Annotated in this window: 22 protein-coding genes; all 22 read left to right on the forward strand. The window is 37.0% G+C overall.

Annotated elements, in window-relative coordinates; genetic code table 11:
- The first annotated feature begins 329 nt into the window (after positions 1–329).
- On the forward strand, positions 330–2,618 hold the full coding sequence (locus tag ACIQZA_RS01765; protein WP_400934392.1) for an FtsK/SpoIIIE family DNA translocase: 2,289 nt from the start codon (positions 330–332) through the stop codon (positions 2,616–2,618).
- A gap of 186 nt (positions 2,619–2,804) precedes the next feature.
- Positions 2,805–3,533, forward strand: coding sequence for a GntR family transcriptional regulator (locus ACIQZA_RS01770; protein WP_132357384.1), 729 nt, complete (start codon positions 2,805–2,807; stop codon positions 3,531–3,533).
- A gap of 53 nt (positions 3,534–3,586) precedes the next feature.
- Positions 3,587–4,672, forward strand: coding sequence for a BMP family lipoprotein (locus tag ACIQZA_RS01775; protein WP_400934394.1), 1,086 nt, complete (start codon positions 3,587–3,589; stop codon positions 4,670–4,672).
- A gap of 568 nt (positions 4,673–5,240) precedes the next feature.
- Positions 5,241–6,788, forward strand: a complete 1,548-nt coding sequence (locus tag ACIQZA_RS01780; protein ID WP_400934396.1) for an ABC transporter ATP-binding protein — start codon at positions 5,241–5,243, stop codon at positions 6,786–6,788.
- Positions 6,788–7,834, forward strand: coding sequence for an ABC transporter permease (locus ACIQZA_RS01785; protein WP_400934398.1), 1,047 nt, complete (start codon positions 6,788–6,790; stop codon positions 7,832–7,834). The genes ACIQZA_RS01780 and ACIQZA_RS01785 overlap by 1 nt, the downstream gene beginning before the upstream one ends.
- Before the next feature lies 1 nt (position 7,835).
- Positions 7,836–8,801: an ABC transporter permease gene (locus tag ACIQZA_RS01790; protein WP_142507417.1), complete on the forward strand. Its 966-nt coding sequence runs from the start codon at positions 7,836–7,838 to the stop codon at positions 8,799–8,801.
- Between the two features lie 259 nt (positions 8,802–9,060).
- Positions 9,061–10,332 (forward strand): EF-P 5-aminopentanol modification-associated protein YfmF, encoded by a 1,272-nt coding sequence (gene yfmF / locus ACIQZA_RS01795; protein ID WP_402880049.1) that lies wholly within the window; start codon positions 9,061–9,063, stop codon positions 10,330–10,332.
- A complete protein-coding gene (gene yfmH, locus ACIQZA_RS01800) occupies positions 10,329–11,627 on the forward strand; it encodes an EF-P 5-aminopentanol modification-associated protein YfmH (protein ID WP_400934401.1) in 1,299 nt (432 codons plus the stop codon). The genes yfmF and yfmH overlap by 4 nt, the downstream gene beginning before the upstream one ends.
- Positions 11,627–12,355, forward strand: coding sequence for an elongation factor P 5-aminopentanone reductase (gene ymfI / locus ACIQZA_RS01805; RefSeq protein ID WP_142507414.1), 729 nt, complete (start codon positions 11,627–11,629; stop codon positions 12,353–12,355). The genes yfmH and ymfI overlap by 1 nt, the downstream gene beginning before the upstream one ends.
- A 44-nt stretch (positions 12,356–12,399) precedes the next feature.
- Complete coding sequence (locus ACIQZA_RS01810) at positions 12,400–12,657, forward strand: DUF3243 domain-containing protein (RefSeq protein ID WP_132357376.1); 258 nt, start codon at positions 12,400–12,402, stop codon at positions 12,655–12,657.
- A 227-nt stretch (positions 12,658–12,884) separates the two neighbouring features.
- Positions 12,885–13,673: a DUF3388 domain-containing protein gene (locus ACIQZA_RS01815; protein ID WP_142507413.1), complete on the forward strand. Its 789-nt coding sequence runs from the start codon at positions 12,885–12,887 to the stop codon at positions 13,671–13,673.
- A 25-nt stretch (positions 13,674–13,698) separates the two neighbouring features.
- Positions 13,699–14,601 (forward strand): helix-turn-helix domain-containing protein, encoded by a 903-nt coding sequence (locus ACIQZA_RS01820; RefSeq protein ID WP_402880047.1) that lies wholly within the window; start codon positions 13,699–13,701, stop codon positions 14,599–14,601.
- Positions 14,602–14,651: 50 nt separating this feature from the next.
- Positions 14,652–15,230, forward strand: coding sequence for a CDP-diacylglycerol--glycerol-3-phosphate 3-phosphatidyltransferase (gene pgsA / locus ACIQZA_RS01825; protein WP_402880046.1), 579 nt, complete (start codon positions 14,652–14,654; stop codon positions 15,228–15,230).
- A 17-nt stretch (positions 15,231–15,247) separates the two neighbouring features.
- Complete coding sequence (locus ACIQZA_RS01830; RefSeq protein WP_402880045.1) at positions 15,248–16,504, forward strand: competence/damage-inducible protein A; 1,257 nt, start codon at positions 15,248–15,250, stop codon at positions 16,502–16,504.
- Between the two features lie 230 nt (positions 16,505–16,734).
- Positions 16,735–17,799 carry a recombinase RecA gene (recA, locus tag ACIQZA_RS01835; protein WP_142507409.1) on the forward strand — a complete coding sequence of 355 codons (1,065 nt, stop codon included), beginning with the start codon at positions 16,735–16,737 and terminating at the stop codon, positions 17,797–17,799.
- A 482-nt stretch (positions 17,800–18,281) separates the two neighbouring features.
- The gene (gene rny, locus ACIQZA_RS01840) at positions 18,282–19,841 is read left to right on the forward strand and encodes a ribonuclease Y (RefSeq protein WP_142507408.1); all 1,560 of its coding nucleotides are present in this window, start codon (positions 18,282–18,284) and stop codon (positions 19,839–19,841) included.
- Positions 19,842–20,037: 196 nt separating this feature from the next.
- Positions 20,038–20,808, forward strand: coding sequence for a tyrosine-protein phosphatase (locus ACIQZA_RS01845; RefSeq protein ID WP_400934409.1), 771 nt, complete (start codon positions 20,038–20,040; stop codon positions 20,806–20,808).
- A 193-nt stretch (positions 20,809–21,001) separates the two neighbouring features.
- Entirely contained in the window at positions 21,002–21,988 is a 987-nt protein-coding gene (locus ACIQZA_RS01850; RefSeq protein WP_402880043.1) for an O-antigen ligase family protein, read from the forward strand.
- A 98-nt stretch (positions 21,989–22,086) separates the two neighbouring features.
- Complete coding sequence (locus ACIQZA_RS01855; RefSeq protein WP_402880041.1) at positions 22,087–22,995, forward strand: glycosyltransferase family protein; 909 nt, start codon at positions 22,087–22,089, stop codon at positions 22,993–22,995.
- Between the two features lie 53 nt (positions 22,996–23,048).
- On the forward strand, positions 23,049–23,801 hold the full coding sequence (locus tag ACIQZA_RS01860; protein WP_402880040.1) for a glycosyltransferase family 32 protein: 753 nt from the start codon (positions 23,049–23,051) through the stop codon (positions 23,799–23,801).
- A 41-nt stretch (positions 23,802–23,842) separates the two neighbouring features.
- Positions 23,843–25,387 (forward strand): oligosaccharide flippase family protein, encoded by a 1,545-nt coding sequence (locus ACIQZA_RS01865; protein ID WP_402880038.1) that lies wholly within the window; start codon positions 23,843–23,845, stop codon positions 25,385–25,387.
- The gene (locus ACIQZA_RS01870) at positions 25,366–26,385 is read left to right on the forward strand and encodes a glycosyltransferase family 2 protein (RefSeq protein WP_402880036.1); all 1,020 of its coding nucleotides are present in this window, start codon (positions 25,366–25,368) and stop codon (positions 26,383–26,385) included. The genes ACIQZA_RS01865 and ACIQZA_RS01870 overlap by 22 nt, the downstream gene beginning before the upstream one ends.
- Positions 26,386–26,534: the final 149 nt, after the last annotated feature.

Here is a 26,534-nt window from a genome sequence, read left to right on the forward strand (position 1 = left end):
AGAAGACTCTCACCTCTGAACCTGCATCGGTAAAAATGCCATGTCCTGTGGCATTACCGAAATGACCAACATCGTGTCGGCCCTCGTGCAGGCCTGAGTATAATGCAAAATCTGGACGCATTGTTTATTTGTAGCGACAGCCACAATTACGCCAAGGTAAAATTGATAAGAGAGTAGATTTCCGTTCCGGCTGACGCCTCCAGGAAAGCCCAGCCGGAACGAAGATTAACGACACGTTATGGTGATGAGTCTATTTTTTGAAATAAACAAGTTCTACATGATATTATTCGCTACATATATAGAATGGATTACAAAAGAAGGTGAAATAGATGGCGACTAGTAAAAAAAGAAAAGTCACGAAAGGTAAAACGTCTACAGAAAAAAAAGAAATGCATCCACTTATGTATGAAATTTTAGGACTTATTTTAATTGCATTAGCGGTTATTATGATTTTTGAATATGGCATGATTGGACGTGTTCTCCAAACAATAGCAATGTTTCTTTTAGGAAATTTACATTTTGCTGTGCCATTTATGCTTATATTTGTTGCGTTATTACTAATGATTGGGCGGAAAAAAGTAAGCATTTATGATCGTCTCATATTAGGGATGCTCCTCATTGTTATGAGTTTAACAATTTTTAGTCACGGTATTCTTTTTGAACAATTATCAAAATCTGGTGGTTTATTATCGGACTCTGTGTTGCGAGAATCTTGGCGAATATTAATTAATTCAGAGGGTATTATCCATCGAAGTAACGCACTTGGCGGAGGTATGATTGGTGCACTGTTATTCAGCGCTCTACATGTATTATTTGAGGCAAGAGGTGCGAAGGTCGTTGCATGGGTTATCTTCTTTATCGGCTTAATTTTAGTAACAGGAAAGGCGCTTGTTCCATATTTAGCAGAAAAAATGCCTGACCTTTTTGGGAAATGGCAGAAAAAACATCGTGAAAAGAAAAAAAATATGCCAAAGAAATCTAAAAATCGCCGTTCAAAAGTAGAAAGCAAGGATGATATCGCAGCTGTCGAACAGGAGCCTGAGGTACAAGAAGAAGATGGAAATTCTTATGAACCAATCATCTCTGCCTTTACTCAAAATGTATCTCATGAACGAGAAGAATATGCAACAGCTGAAAATGAAGATATTGAACATGGAGAAATTGTTGATGATGTCCATATCGAAGGGGCAGATGCTGTAGAAAATGCAGATTATCAACTACCGTCTTATAATCTATTACAATTACCGCCGCAGCATGACCAAAGTGGCGAATATTCTGTCATTCAGGCCAATGCGAAAAAGCTTGAGCAAACGTTGCAAAGCTTTGGTGTAAAAGCAAAAGTAACGCAGGTTCATTTAGGCCCAGCTGTAACGAAATACGAAATATTACCGGATATAGGCGTGAAAGTAAGTAAAATAGTAAATTTACAGGATGATCTTGCCTTAGCACTTGCTGCAAAGGATATTCGTATGGAAGCACCTATTCCAGGGAAGTCTGCGATTGGCATTGAAGTACCAAATAGTGAGGTAGCAATTGTTACATTGCGGGAAGTGTTAGAGTCTAAAGATGGTGCCAAGCCAGAAGCTTTATTACAAGTCGCATTAGGTCGTGATATTACTGGACAAGCAGTACTCGCCGAGCTCAATAAAATGCCACATTTACTTGTTGCAGGTTCGACGGGTAGTGGGAAAAGTGTGTGTATAAATGGTATTGTCGTATCAATCCTAATGCGTACAAAACCACATGAGGTAAAGCTAATGATGATAGACCCGAAAATGGTGGAGTTAAATGTTTATAATGGAATACCTCATCTACTGGCACCAGTTGTTACGGATGCTCGTAAAGCGTCTCAGGCGCTAAAGAAAGTTGTGGCTGAAATGGAGCGCCGCTATGATCTATTTTCTCATACAGGTACTCGTAATATCGAAGGCTACAATGGTCATGTACAAAAAGTTAATGAGCAAACGGATGAAAAACATCCGAAATTACCTTATATTGTGGTAATTGTAGACGAGTTAGCAGACTTAATGATGGTTGCCTCAAGTGATGTAGAGGATTCTATTACACGTTTAGCACAAATGGCACGTGCAGCAGGGATTCATTTAATAATTGCAACCCAACGACCAAGTGTTGATGTATTGACAGGTGTTATTAAAGCAAATATTCCTTCGCGTATTGCCTTTGCGGTTTCATCAGCAATCGATTCTAGAACGATTTTAGATATGGGTGGAGCAGAACGTTTACTCGGTCGAGGCGATATGCTGTTTTTACCTGCCGGTGCATCTAAACCGAAACGTGTGCAAGGTGCCTTTTTATCAGATCAAGAAGTTGAGTCAGTTGTTACCTTTGTTATAGAACAGCAAAAAGCACAGTATCAGGAGGAAATGATTCCGACCGAAGAAGAGACAATATTAGAGGAAACCGACGAATTATTTGATGAGGCTGTACAGTTAGTTGTGAGTATGCAGACGGCCTCTGTTTCGATGTTGCAACGCCGATTCCGTATCGGTTATTCGAGAGCTGCTCGTATTGTCGATCAAATGGAACAACGCGGTATTGTCGGGCCTTCAGAGGGTAGTAAACCTCGACAAGTGCTCATTAATCAATACGATAATTAGAGCCAAAACAACGACAAAAAAATGAATAATGTTGAATATATCAAATAGGCCAAATTCATTTCAAAATTCGGAAGCAATTACGCTAAGGTGTAATTGCTTTCAGTCTATAAAAATGTTATATTTATGAACGATTAGTAGGAATGTTGTACATCAGATGTCTGATCTCTGATTTTGGTGGTGATATATGTGACTATTAAAGCAGATCATCGTCATCTCTATCTTCAAGTAATTGATCGTTTAAAGTCTGACATTGAAACAGGCATTTTTAAAGAAAATGAAAAACTGCCTTCAGAGTTTGAATTATCGAAATCACTAGGAGTCAGTCGAGCAACTCTTAGAGAAGCGCTACGACTGTTGGAAGAGGAAAATGTTATCGTGCGTCGACATGGGGTGGGGACATTTGTAAACCCTAAGCCTTTGTTTACATCAGGTATCGAGCATTTATCGAGCATTTCTTCTATGATCGAGGCAGCAGGTATGGAACCCGGTTCCCGCTTTTTAAAGGCGACGGAAAGTATACCTTCTGAGGAAGATTTAAAACGCTTCCAATGTGATGGCGAAGATAAAATACTCACAATTGAACGTGTCAGAACAGCGGATGGCGAGCCGGTAGTATACTGCATAGACAGATTACCAGCAAGTTTCCTGCCAACTGACTTTGTTGAAAAAAAAGAAGTTTCACTTTTTTCTGCACTTGAACAATCTGGTAAAATTCATGTTGCCTATGCCGTTACATATATTGATCCAATCGGGTATCATGAGCAAGCTTCACCGATTTTAAATTGCGGGCGTGAAACAGCTCTTTTAGTATTAAAGCAGTTGCATTACGATGATCATGATCAAGTAGTGCTGTATTCAAAAAATTATTTCCGAGCTGATAAATTCAGCTTCCATGTAGTTCGTAAACGGGTGTAGAACATTTCTAAATATTTTCCTGCTAATTACAATACCTTTGGGGGGTTAACAGAATGAAGAAACGTAAATTTGGCTTAGTATTATCATCAGTTTTAGCTGCAAGTGCAATCTTAGGTGCATGTGGTACGAAAGACGAAGAAAAACCTGCAAAAGACAATGGAAATGCATCAACAGGCGAAGACAAAAAAGAAGCATTCTCAGTAGCAATGGTTACTGACGTAGGTGGCGTTGATGATAAATCATTCAACCAATCTGCTTGGGAAGGTGTTCAAGCTTACGGTGAAGAAAATAACCTAAAAAAAGGTAATGGTGGCTTCGATTACTTACAATCAAAATCAGACGCTGACTATGAATCAAATTTAAACTTATTATTACGTCGTGACTTTAATTTAGTATTTGGTATTGGTTATTTGATGGAAGATGCTATGACTGCAATAGCTGAAGAAAATCCAGATAAAAAATTCGCAATCGTTGATGCTTCAGTAAAAGCAGACAACGTAGCATCTATTATGTTCAAAGAGCAAGAAGGTGCCTTCTTAGCTGGTGTAGCAGCTGCAAAAATGTCTAAAACAGGGAAAATCGGCTTCGTTGGCGGAGGAGATATTCCCGTTATTAATCGCTTTGAAGCTGGATTCGTTGAAGGGGCTAAAACAGTAAATCCAGATATTGATATTAAAAGAAAATATACTGGCGCATTTGATAAAGCTGATCTTGGTAAAATGACAGCTAATAGCATGTATTCTTCAGGCGTAGATATTATCTTCCACGCTGCTGGTGCAACTGGTAACGGTGTATTCTCTGAGGCCAAGGAACGTAAGAAAAAAGATCCTAATGCAAATGTATGGGTAATTGGTGTAGATGCTGACCAATACGAAGAAGGTAAAGTGGATGATAAAACAAACGTTACATTAACTTCTATGTTAAAAGGTGTTAACGCAGCAGTTATAGATATTTCAAATAAAGCTAAAAACGGTGAATTCCCTGGTGGCAAAACACTTACTTATGGTTTAGCTGAAGACGGCGTGAAACTTGCAGATTCTCGTGGTGCAATCCCAGCAGATGTTCAAACTGTCATTGATGAATATAAAGAAAAAATTGCTAAAGGTGAAATTAAAGTTCCGGAAAAAGTGAAAAAATAATTCATCTTTTGATCATCATAAGGGACTTTTAAAAGGCCCTTATGATGATTTTTCAATCTATCGTTATATTTCGACTATTTGCAATACTCTGTTGGATTCTATTTGTTTACCATAGAGGTAGTAATTTTTCTATGAGTTTATCGAAAGAATAGTAATGATGGTAACAAGTTAATAGAAGAAAGGTTTCTAACGATGACCTTTCCTGTATTAATTTATCTTCATTCAGAAGAATATCTACCTCTATTAGTGGGACATGATATGCGTGAATTTTTGTTAATAGGGTACATAATGCCACTGAGCGAAGATGGAACCTCTGGCTGAGGTCATTGCTGTCGATGTGAAAAAACGTTGAACTAACAGTGACTATAGCTAGTTTTAAGTTTGTCTAAATAACGGTTTCAAAAACTGGACGTATTGTTTATCTGTGCGAAAGCGGAGTGTTAACAAAGCGTCAGTAATGTTTTATGTAGCGAAAGCAAAGCGACAGCTACAAAATGTTTTCTGTGGCGACAGCCGCAATTACGCCAAGGCGAAATTGATAAAAGTGCCTATTAAGGGAGTGACGAAATTGGAATACGTGATTGAGATGCTAGGAATCCGAAAAGAATTCGGTAATTTCGTGGCGAATAATAACATCACCCTCCAACTGAAAAAAGGCGAAATCCATGCATTGCTAGGTGAAAATGGTGCAGGTAAATCGACTTTAATGAACGTCCTTTTTGGTTTGTATCAACCAGAGGGTGGCGAAATTCAAGTTCGTGGGAAGGCTGTTAAAATTACAAATCCAAATGTGGCCAATGATCTAGGGATTGGTATGGTGCATCAGCATTTTATGTTGGTGGAAAATTTTACAGTAACAGAGAACATTATTTTAGGCTCTGAACCTACAAAAATGGGTGTTATTAATATTAAAGATGCGGCAAAGAAAGTACAGGCACTTTCTGAGAAATATGGTTTAGATGTTGATCCATATGCCAAAATCGAGGATATTACTGTGGGGATGCAACAGCGTGTTGAAATTTTAAAAACACTATACCGCGGTGCAGAAATTTTAATCTTTGACGAACCTACGGCATCTTTAACACCACAGGAAATTACAGAACTAATTCAAATAATGCGCCGTTTAATTGCAGAGGGCAAATCCATTATTTTAATTACTCATAAGCTAAAAGAAATTATGGAAGTTTCTGACCGTGTGACGATTATTCGAAAAGGGGAAGGGATTGGGACAGTTATAACTGCTGAAACAAATCCTAACCAATTAGCTGAAATGATGGTTGGACGCCAAGTCGAATTTAAAACAGAAAAAACAGAAGCAAAACCAACTGATGAAGTACTTACAATCGAAAACTTGGTTGTTACAGACTATCGTAATATCAATAAAGTAAAAGGTTTGAACTTAAAAGTACGTAAAGGTGAAATTGTTGGTATTGCGGGTATCGATGGCAACGGACAATCCGAGTTAATCGAGGCTATAACGGGTCTACGTAAAATTAAAAGTGGTAACGTTAGATTAAATGGCAAAGATATAACAAATATGAAGCCTCGAAAAATTACGGAGGAAGGCGTTGGGCATATCCCACAAGATCGCCATAAGCATGGTTTAGTGTTAGATTTCCCAATAGGTCATAATATCGCACTACAAACATATTATCAGTCTCCAATCGCTAAGGGCTTTGTCATGGACTACAAGAAAGTGTCTGAAAAAGCACGCCAAATCATTGAAGAATATGATGTGCGTACTGGTAATGGTGAAATGACTCCAGCACGTGCCCTTTCAGGCGGTAACCAGCAAAAAGCGATTATCGGTCGTGAAATTGATCGTAATCCAGATTTATTGATTGCTGCTTTACCAACACGTGGTCTTGACGTAGGGGCAATTGAATTTATTCACTCTCGCCTTATTGAGCAACGTGACAAAGGAAAAGCCGTACTGTTAATTTCATTTGAATTAGATGAGGTCATGAATGTTTCGGATCGTATTGCTGTTATTTATGACGGTCAAATTGTGGATGAGTTAAATCCAAAAGAAACAACTGAACAAGAGCTGGGCCTATTAATGGCAGGACAAAGTAATAAAAATAACATGAATGACGCGAAGGAGGGGAACGACTAATGTCAAATCGTGTCATTAATATACTCGTTCCTATCATCTCTATCATTATCGGTTTAATTGTTGGTGCTATCGTAATGGTAGTTAGCGGTTATGACCCAGTACAAGGTTATAGCGCCCTTTGGACAGGTATTTTTGGAGATTCATATTCAATTGGGAACACAATTCGTCAAATAACACCGTACATATTGGCGGGTCTTGCGGTAGCATTTGCCTTCCGCACAGGTTTATTCAACATCGGTGTAGAAGGTCAGTTAATTTTAGGTTGGTTAGCAGCAGCTTGGGTAGGATCTGCATTTGATCTACCTAAAGTCATTCACTTACCATTAGCATTACTTGCAGCCGCAGCTGCAGGTGCATTTTGGGCCTTTATTGCAGGTTTCTTAAAAGCGAAATTTAAAGTTCACGAAGTTATTGCGACAATTATGTTAAACTACACTGCGCTTTATATTGCAAATGCAGTTATTAAAAACTTGTCTGACGGTGGCTTTAAAACAGAACGCGTTCATGTATCAGCTTCATTACGTTCTCCGTTTTTAAGAGAGCTTACAGACAATTCAAGTCTTCACTATGGCATCATTGTTGCACTATTAATGGTAATGGTTATGTGGTTCATTTTAGAAAAAACAACACGCGGATATGAGCTAAAAGCGGTAGGCTTTAACAAGAATGCTGCAGACTATGCTGGTATGAGCGTCAATAAAAACATTATTTTAGCTATGACAATTTCAGGTATGTTCGCTGGTCTTGCTGGTGCTATGGAGGCACTAGGTACTTTCGGAAACGCCTCTATTAAACCAGGCTTTACAGGTATAGGTTTCGATGGGATCGCCGTGGCCTTACTTGGTGCCAACACGCCACTAGGGGTTGTATTCGGGGCTTCATTATTCGGCTCACTTAAATACGGAGCGCTAAATATGCCGAATGCTGCAGGTATTCCAGAAGAAATCGTGTCTATTATTATCGCGTTAATTATTTTCTTCGTGGCATCAGGCTATATTATTCGAGTAGCATTACAAAAGTTGAGCAAGAAAAAGGAGGGACAATAACATGGGCTTTTTAGAAATGTTATATTTCATCATCCCTTCGGCGATTCTTTATGCAACACCGTTAATTTTTACGGCAATCGGTGGTGTATTCTCTGAACGTTCTGGTGTAGTAAACATCGGATTAGAAGGTTTAATGATTGTTGGAGCATTTGTTGGTATTTATGTCAATTTAGAATATGCTTCAACATTCGGTTCAGCAACAATTTGGATGGCAATGCTGGCGGCTTTCATTATTGGGGGAATCTTTTCACTTCTTCATGCAGTTGCGTCTATTTCCTTCCGTGCCGATCAAACAGTATCGGGGGTTGCTATCAACTTATTAGGTTTAGCGGTATCCGTATTCTTGGTGAAAATGATTTATGATAAAGGTCAAACAGATATGATTGACCAAACCTATGCAATAAATCGTTTCGCTATCCCTTATTTAGAGGACATACCGTTCTTTGGTCCATTATTATTCCAAAATGTCTACAGTACATCGATATTAGCTTTTGCAGTAGCTATTGGGGCATGGTTTATCATTTATAAAACACCATTTGGCTTACGCTTACGCGCTGTTGGTGAACATCCAATGGCTGCAGATACGATGGGTGTAAAAGTGAATAGAATGCGCTACATTGCTGTTGTCATCTCTGGGGCATTAGGTGGTCTTGGTGGTGCAGTATATGCGCAATCGATTGCAGGCAATTTCTCACATGCAACAATTGCTGGTCAAGGCTTTATGGCTATTGCTGCAATGATTTTTGGGAAATGGCATCCGATCGGTGCATTAGGTGCAGCTTTATTCTTTGGAGTAGCACAAACGTTAAGTGTTGCAGGAAGTGGAATTCCTTACATTCAAGATATTCCTGCTGTTTACTTACAAATTTTACCGTACGTCTTAACGATTTTTGCATTAGCAGGATTTATCGGTAAAGCAAATGCACCAAAAGCTAGTGGTCAACCTTATATTAAAGGGAAACGCTAATAACAAACAGATAATTGTTGACACGAAAGACTGGGCGAAAATGCTCAGTCTTTTTCCTTGTACATATTTCAAGTGTTTGGGAAAATAATGGTTGGTGGTTGATCTTTATGTGCTTGTATGTACAGGTTCCTCAACAACCAAATGTAATTTCACACATTTCATATACATACTTTGGATTCTTTTTGCAATTATAGACAATAGACATGTATAGTATGTGTAGTACTTTGTTATATTAAGAAAGATAAGGAGGGTTCTATATATGTTTAAAACAATACCTTTTGCAAAAGGTGTCAATTTGCATATCCGACAAACGACCCAATTTAAAACCGTAAATTTTTCAATTAAATGGAGAAGAGCATTAACGGCGGCAAATGCGTCTGAACGTACAGTGTTAACAAATGTTTTGCAACACAGTAATGCGAAATATAAGACAACAGCTGCATTCCGAAGTTTCTTGGATGACTTGTATGGCACAGTGTTATATTTCGACACATCTAAACGTGGTAATGAACATACAGTATTGATGAATGTAGAAGCTGTTAATGATCATTATTTGGCAAATACTAGTGTTTTAAACGAGGTACTCGATTTATTGCACACAGCAATATTTGAACCGAATATAGAAAATGGTGTATTTAAGGAATCGATTGTGGGACGTGAAAAGAAAACGGTCATTCAGCGTATTGAGTCCATTTTTGACGATAAATCTCGTTTTGCGCAGCAACGCATTCAACAAATTTTACGTCCAAATGAACCGGCCTCTATTTCTGCTAATGGAACTATCGAGGACATTCAAAAAATTACCCCTACATCATTGTTTGAAGCATATCAATCCATGCTTGCTAACGATAAAATAGACATTTATGTCGCGGGTGATATCAATGAAGAAGAAATCGTAGCGAAGCTAAAAGAAGCGCTACCATTTAATGATCGTACACCTGAAGAAATTCTTGCTGTACTTCCACAACAGCATCCACAAAATGATTATGTACGTGAACAACAAGAAATGAAGCAAGGAAAGTTGCATATTGGCTTTAGTACACCAGTACGATTTGGTGACGCTGATTTCGCCAAAATGCAAATCTTTAACGGCGTATTTGGTGGCTACCCTCACGCCAAATTATTTATGAATGTTCGTGAAAAGGAAAGTTTAGCCTACTACGCGTCTAGCTCATATGCATCACATTATGGCTTAGTCTTTGTTGTATCTGGGATTGAACCAAAGAATGAGGAAAAAGCGTTATCACTAATTAAGGAACAACTTGCCGTTATGCAAGCGGGCGATATTACAGATTTGGAAATAGAGCAAACAAAGGCAATGCTGACGAATCAGCTAAAAGAAGCATTGGATTCTGCTCGAGGACAAATAGAAATTTTTGACCAATATAAAGATTTACCCGAAGAGTTCACTGTTGAGGCTTGGGCAAGTAAATGGAAAGCTGTGACCAAGCAAGATATTGTTGAAATGGCGAAGCAAGTACAGCTAGAAGCGGTCTATTTCTTAAGTGGGAAGGAGCAAGCCGCACAATGAAAACAATTGAATTCAAACAATTAGATGAAACATTGTATTATGAAAAACTAGAAAATGGCTTAGATGTCTATATATTACCGAAAAAAGGCTTTTCTAAAACTTTTGTAACGTTCACCACAAAATATGGTTCTGTTGACCGTACTTTTGTGCCAATTGGTGGAACTGAAAGCATGACAGTACCAGATGGTATTGCCCACTTCTTAGAGCATAAAATGTTTGAAAAAGAAGATGGAGATGTCTTCCAAAAGTTTAGTGGATTCGGCGCTTCAGCCAATGCCTTTACATCATTTACACGTACAGCGTATTTATTTTCTTCAACTAACAATATTTATAACAGCACAGAAACATTATTAAATTTTGTTCAAGAGCCTTACTTTACAGAAGCAACTGTTAATAAGGAAAAGGGCATTATTGGTCAGGAAATTACGATGTACGACGATCAGCCGGATTGGCGCTTATATTTCGGTACAATCGAAAATATGTATCATAATCATCCAGTAAAAATTGATATCGCTGGTACAATTGAGTCAATTGATGGTATTACTGCCGACCATTTATATACGTGCTACAATACATTTTATCATCCGTCCAATATGTTATTGTTTGTCATTGGTGCAGTAGATCCTAATGAAATGATGACGTTTATTCGTGACAATCAAGACAAAAAAGAATTCCCTGAACCAACACCAATTCAACGCTTTTTCGATCAAGAGCCGACAGAAGTTGCTATCAAAGAACGTGAGCTGCATATGGATGTACAAAAACCTAAGATCTATATCGGCTTAAAAGCAAAAGAAACAAATCTTTCTGGGCGTGACATGTTAAAACATGAGCTGTCTGTTCAAATTGCACTTGAACTTATTTTTGGACGTACATCTAAATTTTATGAGAACGTTTATGATGACGGATTAATTGATGAAACATATGCATTTGATTTCACGTTAGAAAAAGGCTTTGGATTTGCTATGATTGGCTCAGATTCTACAGACCCGGCTGCATTAGAGAAAGCTATTAAGGAAGAATTAGCAAAGTATGATGGAGATGCACATTTTGAAAGTACCGATTTAGAACGAGTAAAACGTAAAAAAATAGGTTTCTTCCTACGTGCACTGAACTCTATTGAATTTATCGCCAACCAATTTACACGTTATTCGTTTAATGAGATGAATTTGTTCGATATTGTGCCTGTACTAGAAGAACTAACGATTGAAGATTTGAAAAAAGCGTTTTCTTCAGTTCAAGGTGAATCTCAACAAACTGTCTTTAAAATTTTACCTACTGAGAAGGGCGTATAGTGAAAAAGTTTGCGCTCGTTTTAGGTGCATCGGGTGAGATTGGCCGTGCTATTTGTCGAAGTCTGGCAGAAGACGGTTGGTCCATCTACATACACTTTTCAAACAATGAAAAAGCAGCACAGGCTCTATACTGCTCCCTTTCAGAAAGTTTCCCTGCACAGGAGTTTATGCTTGTACAGGGAAATTTTTCGAAAGCGTCCGGGGCACAATTGCTAGCATCTCAAATTTTTAATGTGCAAGCGATTGTCTTTGCAAATGGTCAAGCACATTATTCTCTGCTGGAAGATACTACGGTGGAGGATATGGAGGCATTATGGCGTGTCCATGTACAAAATCCAATGCGTCTTACGGCATTGCTATCATCAAAGCTACGCGCTCATGATGTCAGCTATGTGCTTTTTATTGGTTCAATTTGGGGAGAGGCTGGATCAGCTGGTGAAGCACTTTACGCCACTGTGAAAGGCGCCCAACATGCTTTTGTGAAGTCATATGCGAAAGAAGCCGCACTGTCACATATTCGTGTTAATGCCATTGCACCTGGTTTTATTAATACCTCGATGAACAGTCATTTAAGCGAAGAAGAGCTTGAATATATTTTAGAGGACATTCCACTAGGTATAACCGGACAAACAACGGATGTTGCTGAAATGGTACGTTTTTATCTTTCTGGAAAAGCAGATTATGTAACGGGACAAGTTATTAGATTAAACGGTGGCTGGTACATATAATGTTCTTTTTCGCACATACTACATGTGTAAAGGAGGAGGAACATATGACTATTTTAGAAAACTGGCAAAAATGGACTTCGTTTTTAGGTCAAAACGTTATGCGAGCAGAATCAAGCGGTATGCCATCGCAAATGATTCAACAAGCTGCTGTACAAATTGGAGAATATTTGGCGACAAATGTCGATCCTAAAAATGAACAAGAGCGAGTGCTGTCGGATTTATGGGGCGTTGCCTCTGAAGAGGAAAAACACGCACTGGCGAATTGTGTCGTTAAACTTGTACAAAATAAACATGTACAGTAAAACAAAGAGGAGAGTTATCTCCTCTTTTTTCTATATAAAAAAGCAATTTTTACATAGAAAAGGGAACGTATGTAAGCCTATTTCGTACGTTGAAAAAAAAAATAGTAAGTTTTTAAAAATAACCTCATAATTCCATGTATTCTAACTTTCCATTACATAAAAAATCAGCTATGATGGAACTTATAAAGGATTTTTTACGTTAACTAATAGGAAGGGAACGAGTGTGTTTGAGCGATTGGTACTTTGAATATGAAATTCAGGTGAATCGCCCTGGATTATTAGGAGATATTGCTTCACTTTTAGGGATGCTTCGTGTCAATATTATTTCAATAAATGGTGTCGATGAGGATCGACGTGGTATGTTAGTGCATACAGACAACGATGAAACAATTGAGCGTTTTCGTACAATTGTTTCGACAATGGAACATATTAACGTTACCAAATTTCGACAACCTAAGCTCCGTGATCGTTTAGCCATTAGGCACGGTCATTATATTCCTCGAGATGCAGATGAAAAAAATACCTTCCGCTTCGTACGAGATGAACTTGGTATTTTAGTTGACTTTATGGCTGAGCTATTTAAAAAAGACGGGCATAAGCTTATTGGGATTCGTGGAATGCCTCGTGTTGGAAAAACTGAATCAATTGTAGCTGCAAGTGTATGTGCCAATAAAAAATGGATTTTTTTATCGTCTACAATGATTAAGCAGACTGTTCGCAATAAACTTGCTGGTGATGAATTCAGTGACAATAATATTTTTATATTAGATGGCATTGTGACACGTCGTTCATCTGATGAGCGACATTTGCAACTAGTGCGTGAAATGATGAGTATGCCTTCCATTAAGGTCATCGAGCATCCAGACATGTTTGTTCAGCATTCAGAATATAAGATAGAGGATTTTGATTATATCATTGAATTGCGTCATCACCCAGATGAAGAAATTACGTATGAAATAATGGAAAAAAGCCAAATGATGTCCGAATCTAATTCATTTGGTGGATTTAATTTTTAATTTGATATTAAAGTAGGTGTTATGAGTGGCAGAATTAGGGACTCGACTGAAAGAGGCGAGACTGTCTAAAGGCTACAGCTTAGACGATTTACAAGAAATAACGAAAATTCAAAAGCGTTATTTAATAGGTATTGAAGAGGGTAATTATTCGATTATGCCTGGTTCGTTTTATGTACGAGCTTTTATTAAACAATATGCTGACGCTGTTGGTTTGGACGCAGAGGAGCTTTTAGAAACTTATAAAAGCGAGCTACCAGGTACTCCAAACAATCAAGTAAGTCAATCGATGACGAGTAGCCCAAGTAGAAGAAAAGTTTCGAAAGGTCCTTCTACTAAAATGATGGAGGCAATGCCGAAAATAACCGTTGGTTTATTTATCATTGTCATTATTGTGGTGATTTGGGTGCTAATGCAGTCTAAAAATAAAGTAGTGCCAGATGATGCTATAGGCGATACTCCATCGGAAATAGAATATGATACAAAAGTAAAACCAATAGATACAGAAAAAGATAAAGAGCAAAAAAAAGCTCAAACAAATAACAAACAAGACTCAGCAGATTCAAAAGAGGAAACACCTGACGAAAAGCAAACGGAAGAGGTTAAGCAATCGATTTCAGCTGGGGTTATTGAAGCAGACCGTGCGACAACTTCTTATACGTTAACAGGTACAGATGCATTTAAAATACGTATTGAAGTATCAGGTCCTACATTTATCGGTATTCGTAACCAACAGCAACAAGAATTACTGTCAGATACTCGTGTATATAATGCAGGAGAAGTAGTAGAATTCGACGCAACATCTCAAAATTACGCCCGTATCCGCTTAGGTAATTCAGCGCAAGCTAAAGTATACATTAATGACGAGCCTTTAACGTATGCACAGCAAATTGTAACGCAAAACATCGTCATCAATTTCAATAAAGAATAGTAGTCATCTAGCGATGACTACTTTCTTTCATCATGAAAGGTGTTAGAAAAATGAACATTCCAAATAAAATTACCATCTCTCGAATCTTACTTATTCCGTTTTTTGTCATTGTTATGATGTTTGATTTTGGCTGGGGAACAATGTCACTATTCGGTGCGACGATGCCTGTTCATCATTTTGTAGGTGCACTCATTTTTATTATTGCTTCAGCGACTGATTGGGTGGATGGTTTTTATGCACGTAAGTACAATCTTGTGACGACATTTGGGAAATTTTTAGACCCACTTGCTGACAAGTTGCTAGTTTCAGCGGCTTTTATTTTAATGGTAGAGCTTGATATGGCGTCTGCATGGATAATAATCATTATTATTAGTCGTGAGTTTGCAGTTACTGGCCTTCGTTTAATATTGGCAGGTGAAGGAGAAGTTGTTGCGGCCAACCAGCTTGGCAAAATTAAAACGTGGGCTCAAATTGTGGCCATCGGTGCAGCACTTTTACACAATACAATTTTTACACTTATCGGTCTTCCATTCGATACAATTATGCTATATATTGCATTGTTCTTTACGCTATGGTCTGGATGGGATTATTTCTATCTAAATCGACGTGTCTTACTTGAGTCTAAATAAGAGAGGTCTTGAGGGTCATGAATGCTGAAATTCTTGCAGTTGGCTCAGAGTTATTGCTTGGTCAGATTGCGAACACAAATGCAAGATTTATTTCTAGTCAGTTGTCAGAGTTGGGAATAAATGTATATTATCACACTGTTGTTGGAGATAATGCACAACGTTTGGAAGAGGCTATTTCCATTGCAGAGACTCGTGCTGATTTAATCATTTTCTCTGGTGGGCTTGGGCCTACAAAGGATGATTTAACAAAGGAAACGATTGCGCGTCATCTGGACGTTTCTCTCGAATTTGATGATATCGCACTGGCTAATATTGAGCAGTTTTTTGCAAAACGAGGACGTCCAATGACGGATAATAATCGTAAGCAGGCTTTAATACTAGCGGGTAGTGAGGTGCTTGCAAACCATCACGGTATGGCACCTGGCATGATAGTAACTAAGGATGAACGTACGTATATTTTACTGCCGGGGCCACCTAAAGAGCTTGAGCCAATGTTCCAGTTTGAAGCAAAGCCAAAGCTTGGTGCGATGTTAAACGCTGGAGGGGTAATTACATCGCATGTTATGCGTTTTTATGGAATTGGAGAGGCGGAGCTTGAGGTTCGTGTCCAACATATTTTAGATTCGCAAACAAATCCAACTGTTGCTCCACTTGCTTCTGACGGCGAGGTTACATTGCGTGTAACAGCTAAAGCAGAAACGGAGCTAGAAGCGCAGCATCTTATTGCCGCAAAGGTAACAGAGATTCAAGCGCTTGTTGGGGACTATCAATACGGTATAGATGACGATTCTCTTGCCTCTAAAACAGTAGAAATGTTACTAGACAATAAGTTAACAATTTCTGCAGCAGAAAGTTTAACAGCAGGATTATTTCAGTCAGAACTTGCTGAAATACCGGGTGTAGGGGATGCCCTTGTTGGTGGCGTTGTTACGTATACGGAAGAGGCTAAAATTAAGCAACTCGGTATTTCAAAAGAATTTTTAACTACACATGGGATTGTAAGCAGTGAATGTGCGGCGGCTATGGCTAGTGCTGTACGTAAAAAGTTTGATACGGATATTGGTATTGGATTAACAGGTGCGGCAGGTCCTACAGCCCATGATCATCAACCAGCGGGGACGGTTTGGATTGGTCTTGCCATTGGCGATGATAAACCAATAACGTATTTACTTCATTTATCAGGTATGCGCAATACAAATCGACTGCGCGCGGCGAAATTTACTTGTCATTATTTAATGCAACTTTTGGAAGAAAGAGGCTTTAAAAAACGTTAATCAATTATTCCTCGGCAAACTTGTAGCTGACGCTTTGCTTTCGCTACAGAAAATATTGCTGAAAGAAGTTAAATATGTTGAAAATAGAAATTTGGGTAATGGAAAGTTACCCAAATTTTTATTTTGAAGAAAAACGAATAAACGTTCGCTTTTTTCTTGCGTCTTCTCTCAAAAACAAGTATAGTAGAGATAGAGAAAAACAGTGAACAGTTTTCAAAGGAGGAAAATGAATGAGTGATCGTAAAGCTGCCTTAGAACAGGCGTTAAAACAAATTGAAAAGAATTTTGGTAAAGGTTCCATCATGAAACTTGGTGAAAAGACGGATTTAGAAATCGCTACATCTTCAAGTGGTTCGCTAGCACTTGATGCTGCATTAGGTGTTGGTGGCTATCCACGTGGACGTATTATTGAAGTATATGGCCCAGAATCATCAGGTAAAACAACGGTTGCTCTTCATGCCATTGCAGAAGTGCAGGCAAATGGTGGACAAGCAGCGTTTATCGATGCTGAGCATGCACTAGATCCAATTTACGCACAAAAATTGGGCGTCAATATTGATGAACTTCTATTATCTCAACCAGATACAGGAGAACAGGCGCTTGAAATCGCAGAGGCATTAGTGCGTAGTGGTGCTATCGATATCATCGTTATTGACTCCGTAGCAGCATTAGTTCCGAAAGCAGAAATCGAAGGAGATATGGGTGATTCGCATGTTGGTTTACAAGCCCGTTTAATGTCTCAGGCCTTACGTAAGCTTTCAGGTGCTATCAATAAATCAAAAACGATTGCTATTTTCATTAACCAAATACGTGAAAAAATCGGTGTCATGTTCGGAAACCCAGAAACAACACCTGGTGGTCGTGCACTTAAATTCTATAGCTCCGTTCGCTTAGAAGTACGTCGTGCAGAAGCCATTAAACAAGGTAATGACATTATGGGTAACCGTACAAAAATTAAAATTGTGAAAAACAAAGTAGCGCCACCATTCCGTACAGCAGAAGTTGATATTATGTACGGTGAAGGAATTTCAAAAGAGGGCGAAACAGTCGATTTAGGTGTTGAACTAGACATCGTTCAAAAAAGCGGTTCTTGGTATGCTTACGGTGATGAGCGCCTAGGTCAAGGTCGTGAAAATGCTAAACAATATTTAAAAGAAAATCCAGCAGTACTAGACGACATCGCAAATAAAATTCGTGCTTCTTACGGTATTGCATCTTCAGCTTACACAATTGCTGCGCATGATGAAGAGGAAGATATGGATGAGGAATTAAAGCTTCTTCTTGAAGATGAATAATATAAATGCATTGTTCCCACTCTTTATAGTGAGAGCAATGCATTTTTTTATTTACACATACTGGAGAATGCCGTTTTGTTGTTAGGTTATCCATATATTCTTCGAAAGTTATGAATGACATTTTTATAAAAATAATTCCTAAGTACTGCTTCTACGCATTAATGATAAAAGATAAAATAAGCGTTAGTGTAAAAAGTATTAGGTAATTAATTCTCCTAATGGATATGACTTACTTTTTTTCTTGAGAGGGCGAACAGATGCCCGACTATCCTTGACAGAGCTTAAGGCTAGCTATACAATTAAAAATGTATAATTTCTGAATTATGACTTTAAATAGGCAGTACATTCTGACTTCATTTATAATGGCTTTTGAAGATCTATTAAATGAAGACTTTGGCAGATGTCTATTATTATGCCAAGGCGAAATTGATGTATGCGCCGACTGAAACTGTAATACCCAAATAGCAAGAGGAGGTGTTCATATGGATGGAATTACTATCATCTCCGCTTTGCTTGGACTCATCGTTGGTGCCGCTGTTAGCTATATCTACATGAAAAAAGTGAATGACTCAAAAATCACTGGTGCTAAACATGTCGCTGAAACAATCGTTGAAGAAGGAAAACGAGAAGCGGAGGCATTGAAGAAAGAAGCACTACTTGAAGCCAAAGATGAAACTCACAAATTTCGTACTGAAGCAGAAAATGACATTCGTGAACGTCGTTCAGAACTTCAGAAACAAGAGAACCGTTTATTGCAAAGAGAAGAGAATCTTGATCGCAAAGATGATGCTCTAAATAAGAGAGAAGCAGGTTTAGAGCGTAAAGAACAAGCTCTAAGCGAAAGACAACAGCATATTGAACAGATGGAAAGCAAAGTGGACGAGCTCGTTGCCTCGCAAAAATCAGAGCTAGAGCGAATTTCTGCTTTAACTAGAGATGAAGCAAAAGCTATTATCTTAGGAGAAGTAGAAAAAGAGCTAACAACTGATATTGCTGTGATGACGAAGGAAGCTGAGACACGTGCGAAGGAAGAATCAGATAAAAAAGCACGTGAAATTTTATCACTGGCACTGCAACGTTTTGCAGCAGATCATGTTGCTGAAACAACAGTATCTGTCGTGAACTTGCCAAATGATGAAATGAAAGGTCGTATTATTGGTCGTGAAGGTCGTAACATCCGAACTTTGGAAACGTTAACAGGTATAGATTTAATAATTGATGATACTCCAGAGGCGGTTATTTTATCAGGCTTTGATCCGATTCGTCGTGAAACGGCTCGACTTGCACTTGAAAAACTTGTACAGGATGGCCGCATTCACCCTGCTCGAATTGAGGAAATGGTCGAAAAATCTCGTCGTGAAGTGGATGAACAAATCCGCGAAACAGGTGAGCAGACAACATTTGAAATTGGCATTCATAATTTACATCCAGATTTAATGAAGATTTTAGGCCGCATGAAATATCGTACAAGTTATGGACAAAACGTCCTAAAACATTCCATTGAGGTCGCATATTTATCAGGCTTGCTCGCTGCTGAACTTGGTGAAGATGTAGCATTAGCTCGCCGTGCAGGCTTATTACATGATATTGGTAAGGCAATTGACCATGAAGTTGAAGGTAGCCATGTCGAAATCGGTGTGGAATTGGCAACAAAATACAAGGAACATCCGGTCGTTATAAACAGTATTGCTTCCCACCATGGTGATACAGAAGCAACATCTGTCATCGCGGTATTAGTGGCTGCAGCTGATGCATTATCAGCAGCTCGTCCAGGTGCTCGAAGTGAGACGCTTGAAAACTATATCCGCAGACTTGAAAAGTTAGAGGAAATTTCTGAAAGCTATGATGGCGTAGAAAAATCCTTTGCGATTCAGGCTGGTCGTGAAATCCGTATAATTGTACAACCTGAAAAAATTGATGACTTAGCTTCACATCGCTTAGCGAGAGATATCCGTAAGCGAATTGAAGAAGAACTTGATTATCCAGGTCATATTAAAGTAACGGTTATTCGTGAAACACGTGCCGTGGAATATGCGAAATAATTGTAATACAGAAACGTCTTTTACTCGAAATAGAGTAAAAGGCGTTTTTTTAGTAACTTGGTTGTAAGTGAGCTACTGTCATATTTATCGTGAAATGGCATATATACAATAAGTACCTTTATTTAAAATCAATTAGATTTTCACTAAATTGGTGGAAATATTTAGGTGATGAATTGGGATAGGGAGATGAAAGAGCATGGTTGATATTCACAGTCATTTATTATACGGAGTTGACGATGGACCACAACAACTTGCTGAGTCATTGCAAATAATAGAACATGCTGTGATGCAAGGCATAACAGCCATTATTACTACCCCTCATGCCAAACATCCAATATACGATGTGTCATATGAAAATGTATTACATCAAGTACATACTTTACAGCTAGAAATAGCAAAAAGAGCATGGCCAATCAAAATATTTCCTGGACATGAAGTGCACATAAATGAAAATATTTTAGAATATAGCACAACTAAACAGCTTCATATGTTGGCAAACTCAAACTATCTATTACTGGAATTACCTTCGGAAACGATACCTTTTTATTGTAAAGAAATGATTAGGCTATTAGTAGCATCAGGTATTACACCCATTATTGCACATCCAGAGCGAAATAGAGCTATTCAACAAAATGTAGCACTTCTTGAACAATTAATTCGTGAAGGGGCATTAGCACAAATTACAGCGGGTAGCATTACTGGGCATTTTGGGAAAAAAGCCCGACAGTGTGCAATGAATTTAATAGAAGCAAGACTTGTTCATACGTATGGCTCAGATGTCCATAATATGTCTACAAGACCACTGCTTTTTGAAGCTGGGTTAGATTACTTGGAGAAAATGAAACAGCTGGATATGGTCAACCTTTTCCTTGAAAACAATGAGCGTGTTTTAGAAAATAAGCAGCTATTAATTGCGGAGCCAATCGTTATAAGCGAAAGAAAATGGTGGCATCTTTTCACAATATAAAAAAACGAAATAAAGCAATAGTGGGGTGATGAAAGTGCGGTTTTTTATACTAACAATGTGTATGAGCGTATTACTACTCTCTAGTGCATTATCTTATGAAATACCCATACTAATTTACTTTACTGTCTTTTTTTCCATCTTTCCAATCATCCTTTTTATCTATAATCGCAACGAAAATATTCGTAGAATGTATGTGAGCGATTTATTTTTCTATCTATTTATTATTTGTGGGCTAATAAGTACTTTAGCCAATTCAGATATGGGATCACTTAAGAATATTGTATGTATGCTTGTGATGTATATAGGGTTATCGATTATATATAACTCTTTTCAAACATCTACTTTACATGTGCTAGCAATTAGTATTTGTGTCTCACATCTCATTATTTTACTCTTATCTTTTTTCATGAATCGAGTTGTTTTCAACGCATTTGCGGGGATTTATAGCAACCCGAACATGATGGGATTGGTCATGGCATTATTTGCAGTCGTATTACTAGCTGGGGCTGTTCAATATTTTCAGGTTGATACGAAAAAAGTTACAATCGTATTCCTAGTAAGCCTATTCTTTTTTGTTTTTTATACTATTTTACTAACACAAAGTAGAACGGCTGCCATCACCGTACTAATCGGTGTCATAATGAGTATAACCATGTTAGCTATTCAAAACACTTCAAGTATTAGAATAGTAGGCGCACTCGTTTCAGTTCTATGTGTACTAAGTATGATATTCATTTTTAGTCTTAGTAAATTTCCGATACTAAACGAAGCAGTTCAAAATATTGTAGGGAAATTTCAGCGAAAATCTGCTGATATATCTGATGGACGAATGGCTATTTGGCAAAATATAATAAAAGATTCCACATTATTTGGGCATGGAGAGAATTATCATGTTGGCCAATTGGATGCACATAATACTTTTATCGCCCTATTAGCTCAGTATGGTTGGTTGGCGGTTACATTTTTTCTATTATTCGTAGCAACATTAGTATGGAATGCATTTTCTTTTGCCAAAAAAAAAGTAAAGTATGCGAAAATGCTACAACTATTACCATTTTTAATACTTATCACCTATATTCTACTTTCAATGACGGAAATAATTATTTATACAACGCCGATAATGATCGTTTTATTTGTTCTTTCTGGCAATTCATTTACCCATCATAAAACTCATAATTGATAGTTCAAATATGAATAAAACGAGAATCAAAGTAATAGAAATAGTAAAAAGACCAATTTAATGAAAAATAGCGTTTGTAAAAAGGAGGGATAATCTATTTGAAGATAGGATTTGTCAATAGCGGAAAATCATTTTTACCAGAAATTTCAGCCTATGCAGCATATTTAAATCAGCAGGATAATATTGAAGCTATAACCATTTTAACAGCGGAGATGAATGAAATTCCGATAGCCAATATAGATTTATTATGGAAATTTACTGGTTTAGATATTAAAAAATATTCAAGCGAGACAAAGATTATCCATGAATATAATTCGTTATCAATTGGTCACTTTGCGATGTTGAAAAATTATGTAAAAAAAACATGTAATATTAAACCGCATGGTCGCATATTTTTGAATGAACTTGTAGAAAAGGATTTAAAGATGAAGGGCAATATTCCAAAAATTCATCGAGATATGGGAATATCAAAAGACTTTTTTATAAAAACGTCAAAAAAAGAGTACGATTTTGTATATGTTGGTGATATGGGACATGGAAGAGGTATCGATCATGCGCTAAAGCCCTTTACGACAACTTTAAAAGATAACACTATTTTATTAATAGGAAATCCAACAAATGAATTATATAAATCTTTCAAAGACTATAAAAATATTATCTTTTCAGGATCGCTTCCTTATCATGAAGTTCCTCTTCTAGCGTCAAAAGCAGAATACGGGCTGAATTATATACCAGATGTGTACCCCTTTAATTTACAAGCTTCAACAAAGCTCCTCGAGTACTGCGCATTAGATTTGAAAATTGTTTCGACTGATTATCCTTGGGTCAACAATTTTGAACAGAAAACACAAGGGCGCTTTTTTAAATTACACCGAAATTTAGCAAACTTAACGATGACAAATTTAAATAGCTTTGAATTTGTGACGCCAGATGTTAGTTATCTAGAGTGGAACCTATTGTTAGATAGGGTAAAACTGATAGAGTTTATCAAATTAGTAATGGGATAGTTTGATAGGTGATATGCATTAATTTATTTGCATAACAGAAAGGAAATTGTATAATGATCCCTAAAAAAATTCACTTCTGTTGGTTTGGAGAAAATCCTTACCCACAGGTAGTTGAAGCGTGTATTGCCTCATGGCAAAAATTAATGCCTGACTATGAACTAATTGAATGGAATGAAAAATCATTTGATATTCAATCCAATCAATTTGTACAAGAAGCCTACGAATCTAAAAAATATGCTTATGTAGCTGATTATGTAAGGTTATATGCACTATATACACAAGGTGGTATTTACTTGGATACAGATGTAGAAGTTGTGCAATCGTTAACACCCTTTTTATCCCATCGAGCATTTACTGGCGGAGAAAGTAGTGATACATGTGTAACTGGTATTATGGGTGCAGTAAAGGGGCATCCGTGGATTAAGTTGCTACTGGATTATTATGAAGATAAAAGCTTTTATACGGAACAAGGCCAACAAACAAATACTGTCATCATTACGGATTTAACGAGAGAAAAATATGGATTTACAGAGTCAAATCAACATAGCCAATTGGATGACGATCTACACATTTATCCATTTGAATATTTCTGTTCGAAAGACTTCGAATCAGGAGAGATTAACCAAACTGTTAATACTTTTACAATCCATCATTTTAATGGGTCATGGTTGTCAGAAGAACAAAAAAAACGACATAAAAAAGTCATGCGATATAAATATGCAATAAACAAAATATTTGGACCGAATGCTTTTGATATGTTAAATAAAACACGTAAAAAATTAAATGGTACAAAGATTTTCGAGTAAAGTGTAATCCATAAATGGACTAGTGGAGGCAAGATGGACTAATGAAGGAAATTCGGATGGGTGCTATTCTCTCTTACTTATCTATTTTTTGTACATTTATTGTGGCAATTGTGTTTACCCCTATTATGATTCGAATTCTTGGTCAAGAAGAATACGGATTATACACATTAATGACAGTTTTTGTTGGGTATTTAACTATATTAGATTTTGGTTTAGGGAATGCAATTATTCGTTATATTTCTAATAATCGAGTAGCAGGCGATAAGGAGATGGAAGCTAGACTAAATGGCTTTTTTCTGCGGCTTTTTTCGATTATAGGTGTTTTCACCCTTGCCATTGGTTGTGTTATGTATTTCCAAGTTGAGACAATTTTTGGACAAAGCTTATCTTCCTTGCAAATCGAAAAGGCAAAAGTAATGGTTATGGCGATGATCGTAAGCTTTGCCTTGCAATTTCCATTAAGTGTTTTCTCTTCTATACTTAAGGCCTATGAAAAATTCATACTAATTAATTTAACTTCATTTATAAAAGTAATAGTACAACCGTTACTGATGCTGTTTTTCTTGTTACAAGGTGCAGATGCATTGGTGATGATTTTTATTGTAGCTAGCTTAAATGTATGTGTATTAATAATAAATTCTGTAATCTGTATGAAAACTTTGAAAGTACGATTTATATTTTCTGGTTATAACTCTGGTCTTATGAAAGAAATATTTGTCTATTCATTTTTTCTATTTGTGACAGTCATAGTGGACAAAATTTATTGGCAAACTGACCAAGTATTACTCGGGATTATTAAAGGAACAGAAGATGTAGCGGTTTATGGGATTGCTATACAATTTATTATGATTTTTATGGCACTAGCACTTGCAATCAGTGATTTGTATTTGCCAAAGATTTCAATGTTAGTGACACAAGCGAATGGCCTAATAGAGATTAACCGGTTATTTGTCAATGTTGGTGCCATTCAGCTAATGATTCTTGGCTATGTACTAAGTGGCTTTTTTTTATTTGGTAAAACTTTCATCTCACTATGGATAGGTGATGAATATTTAATTGTTTATCCTATCGTACTGATCATCATGTTGCCTTTTTCTGTCGATTTAATTCAAAATATAGGGCTAAGTGTGTTAAAGGCAAAAAACATGTTTAAGTTTCGAACGGTATTATTAATCATACTTGCTAGCATAAATATTATTCTATCTATTCCTGCCATCTATTTTTACGGGGTTATTGGAACAGCTATTATAACGGCTGTATCATTATTTATTGGGAATGTATGTATTATCAATGTTTACTATGCAAAAAAAATACACCTAGATATTAAAAGATTTTGGCTACGCATTAGTAAGCTTTTCGTAGCTATTGTTATTGCGTCCCTTTTAATGAAAGGCATTATTATTGTTTTCCCACTTACAAATACCTGGTACATTCTAGGACTATATATTGCTTTATACAGTATTATTTTCGGTATATCTTTGTTCACATTTGGCATTCCCGCTTCTGATAGAAAATACTTGATTCGAAAAGTGAAAATGCTCAGCCTAGCTGGAGGGATGAAATTTTGGGGTCAGAAATCCTCGTAACTGTCATTATACCGGTATATAATGCAGCACCGTATTTAAAGAAATGTCTAGCAAGTATTTGCCAACAAACGTTAAAGCCAATCGAAATTATTACGATTAATGATGGCAGTACTGACGAATCCCTTTCTATTTTACAGCAATTTGCCTTACAAGATCAGCGAATTATCATTCATAATAAAGCAAATGGTGGGGTTAGTCATGCAAGAAATAGAGGGATTGACCAGGCAAGAGGTCAATACGTTACGTTTGTCGATGCGGATGATTGGATAGAGCCTTCTATGTTGGAACGTTTATATAGCGCTATTAAAGAATCAGGAACTAAAATAGCTAAATGTGATGTTTTTGTAGATGGAAAAAACGGTGGTAACCGTTTGAATTATCCCTCAACAGTAAATGAACTTTTTGATCCTCAGGAATGTTTACATTTATTATTTACTGAATTTAATGAAAAACATTTCGGTTTTGCTTGCTGCAAATTGTATTCTAAAGTTTTTCTTGATAAGTTTGGAATTCGATTTGAAGAGGATATGAATTTTTCTGAAGATGTTTTATTTATAACAAAAGCTATCTCAAAGAGTAAGGCAATTTGTTATGTGCCTCAGCAACTTTATCATTACAATGTGTTGACACAGCAATCATTAACGCGAGGCTATCGTATGAATGGAAGAGAAAAATATGATGTAATCTATGAACGTGTTCGTGAGACATTAGTAGCTGAAAATATTTTTACATCTATTGAAACTAGTTTTAACGGATATGTATTTTCAGGTTTAGTAAATTTAACGCTTCATATGCAGGATTCCCCATATAAGGGGCTCCATTTATTAAGAGCGATTAAAGAAGAAATAGTCAGTTTTGTTGATGACTACCCTCATGTTCTCGAGTTAAAACCAATAAAATTTTCATTGAAAAAAAAGCTCTATTATCAGCTGTTGAAAAAAAATGCTGTATCTACGCTAGCATTTTTCATTTTTTTATCCATAAAGAAAACTGACTAAAAAGGTCTTGAAGTCATTTTCACTAAATATTGACACTATCTAGGAATAACATAGGGCATAAATTTATATATTAAATATAGCTACTATAACAATTAACTATGAATATCACATGACATTACATTACATAAATTTAGACAGTTTAGGGGAAG

The organism is Lysinibacillus sp. NPDC096382 (assembly GCF_044762845.1).
Lineage (GTDB): Bacteria > Bacillota > Bacilli > Bacillales_A > Planococcaceae > Lysinibacillus.

Excerpts from the sequence above, each read along its gene's own strand:
- ACIQZA_RS01810 (WP_132357376.1), top strand. The coding sequence starts at position 12,400 with ATGACTATTTTAGAAAACTGGCAAAAATGGACTTCGTTTTTAGGTCAA.
- ACIQZA_RS01830 (WP_402880045.1), top strand. The coding sequence starts at position 15,248 with ATGAATGCTGAAATTCTTGCAGTTGGCTCAGAGTTATTGCTTGGTCAG.
- ACIQZA_RS01765 (WP_400934392.1), top strand. The coding sequence starts at position 330 with ATGGCGACTAGTAAAAAAAGAAAAGTCACGAAAGGTAAAACGTCTACA.
- rny (WP_142507408.1), top strand. The coding sequence starts at position 18,282 with ATGGATGGAATTACTATCATCTCCGCTTTGCTTGGACTCATCGTTGGT.
- pgsA (WP_402880046.1), top strand. The coding sequence starts at position 14,652 with ATGAACATTCCAAATAAAATTACCATCTCTCGAATCTTACTTATTCCG.
- yfmF (WP_402880049.1), top strand. The coding sequence starts at position 9,061 with ATGTTTAAAACAATACCTTTTGCAAAAGGTGTCAATTTGCATATCCGA.
- yfmH (WP_400934401.1), top strand. The coding sequence starts at position 10,329 with ATGAAAACAATTGAATTCAAACAATTAGATGAAACATTGTATTATGAA.
- ACIQZA_RS01860 (WP_402880040.1), top strand. The coding sequence starts at position 23,049 with ATGATCCCTAAAAAAATTCACTTCTGTTGGTTTGGAGAAAATCCTTAC.
- ACIQZA_RS01790 (WP_142507417.1), top strand. The coding sequence starts at position 7,836 with ATGGGCTTTTTAGAAATGTTATATTTCATCATCCCTTCGGCGATTCTT.
- ACIQZA_RS01775 (WP_400934394.1), top strand. The coding sequence starts at position 3,587 with ATGAAGAAACGTAAATTTGGCTTAGTATTATCATCAGTTTTAGCTGCA.
- ACIQZA_RS01845 (WP_400934409.1), top strand. The coding sequence starts at position 20,038 with ATGGTTGATATTCACAGTCATTTATTATACGGAGTTGACGATGGACCA.
- ACIQZA_RS01785 (WP_400934398.1), top strand. The coding sequence starts at position 6,788 with ATGTCAAATCGTGTCATTAATATACTCGTTCCTATCATCTCTATCATT.
- ACIQZA_RS01865 (WP_402880038.1), top strand. The coding sequence starts at position 23,843 with ATGAAGGAAATTCGGATGGGTGCTATTCTCTCTTACTTATCTATTTTT.
- recA (WP_142507409.1), top strand. The coding sequence starts at position 16,735 with ATGAGTGATCGTAAAGCTGCCTTAGAACAGGCGTTAAAACAAATTGAA.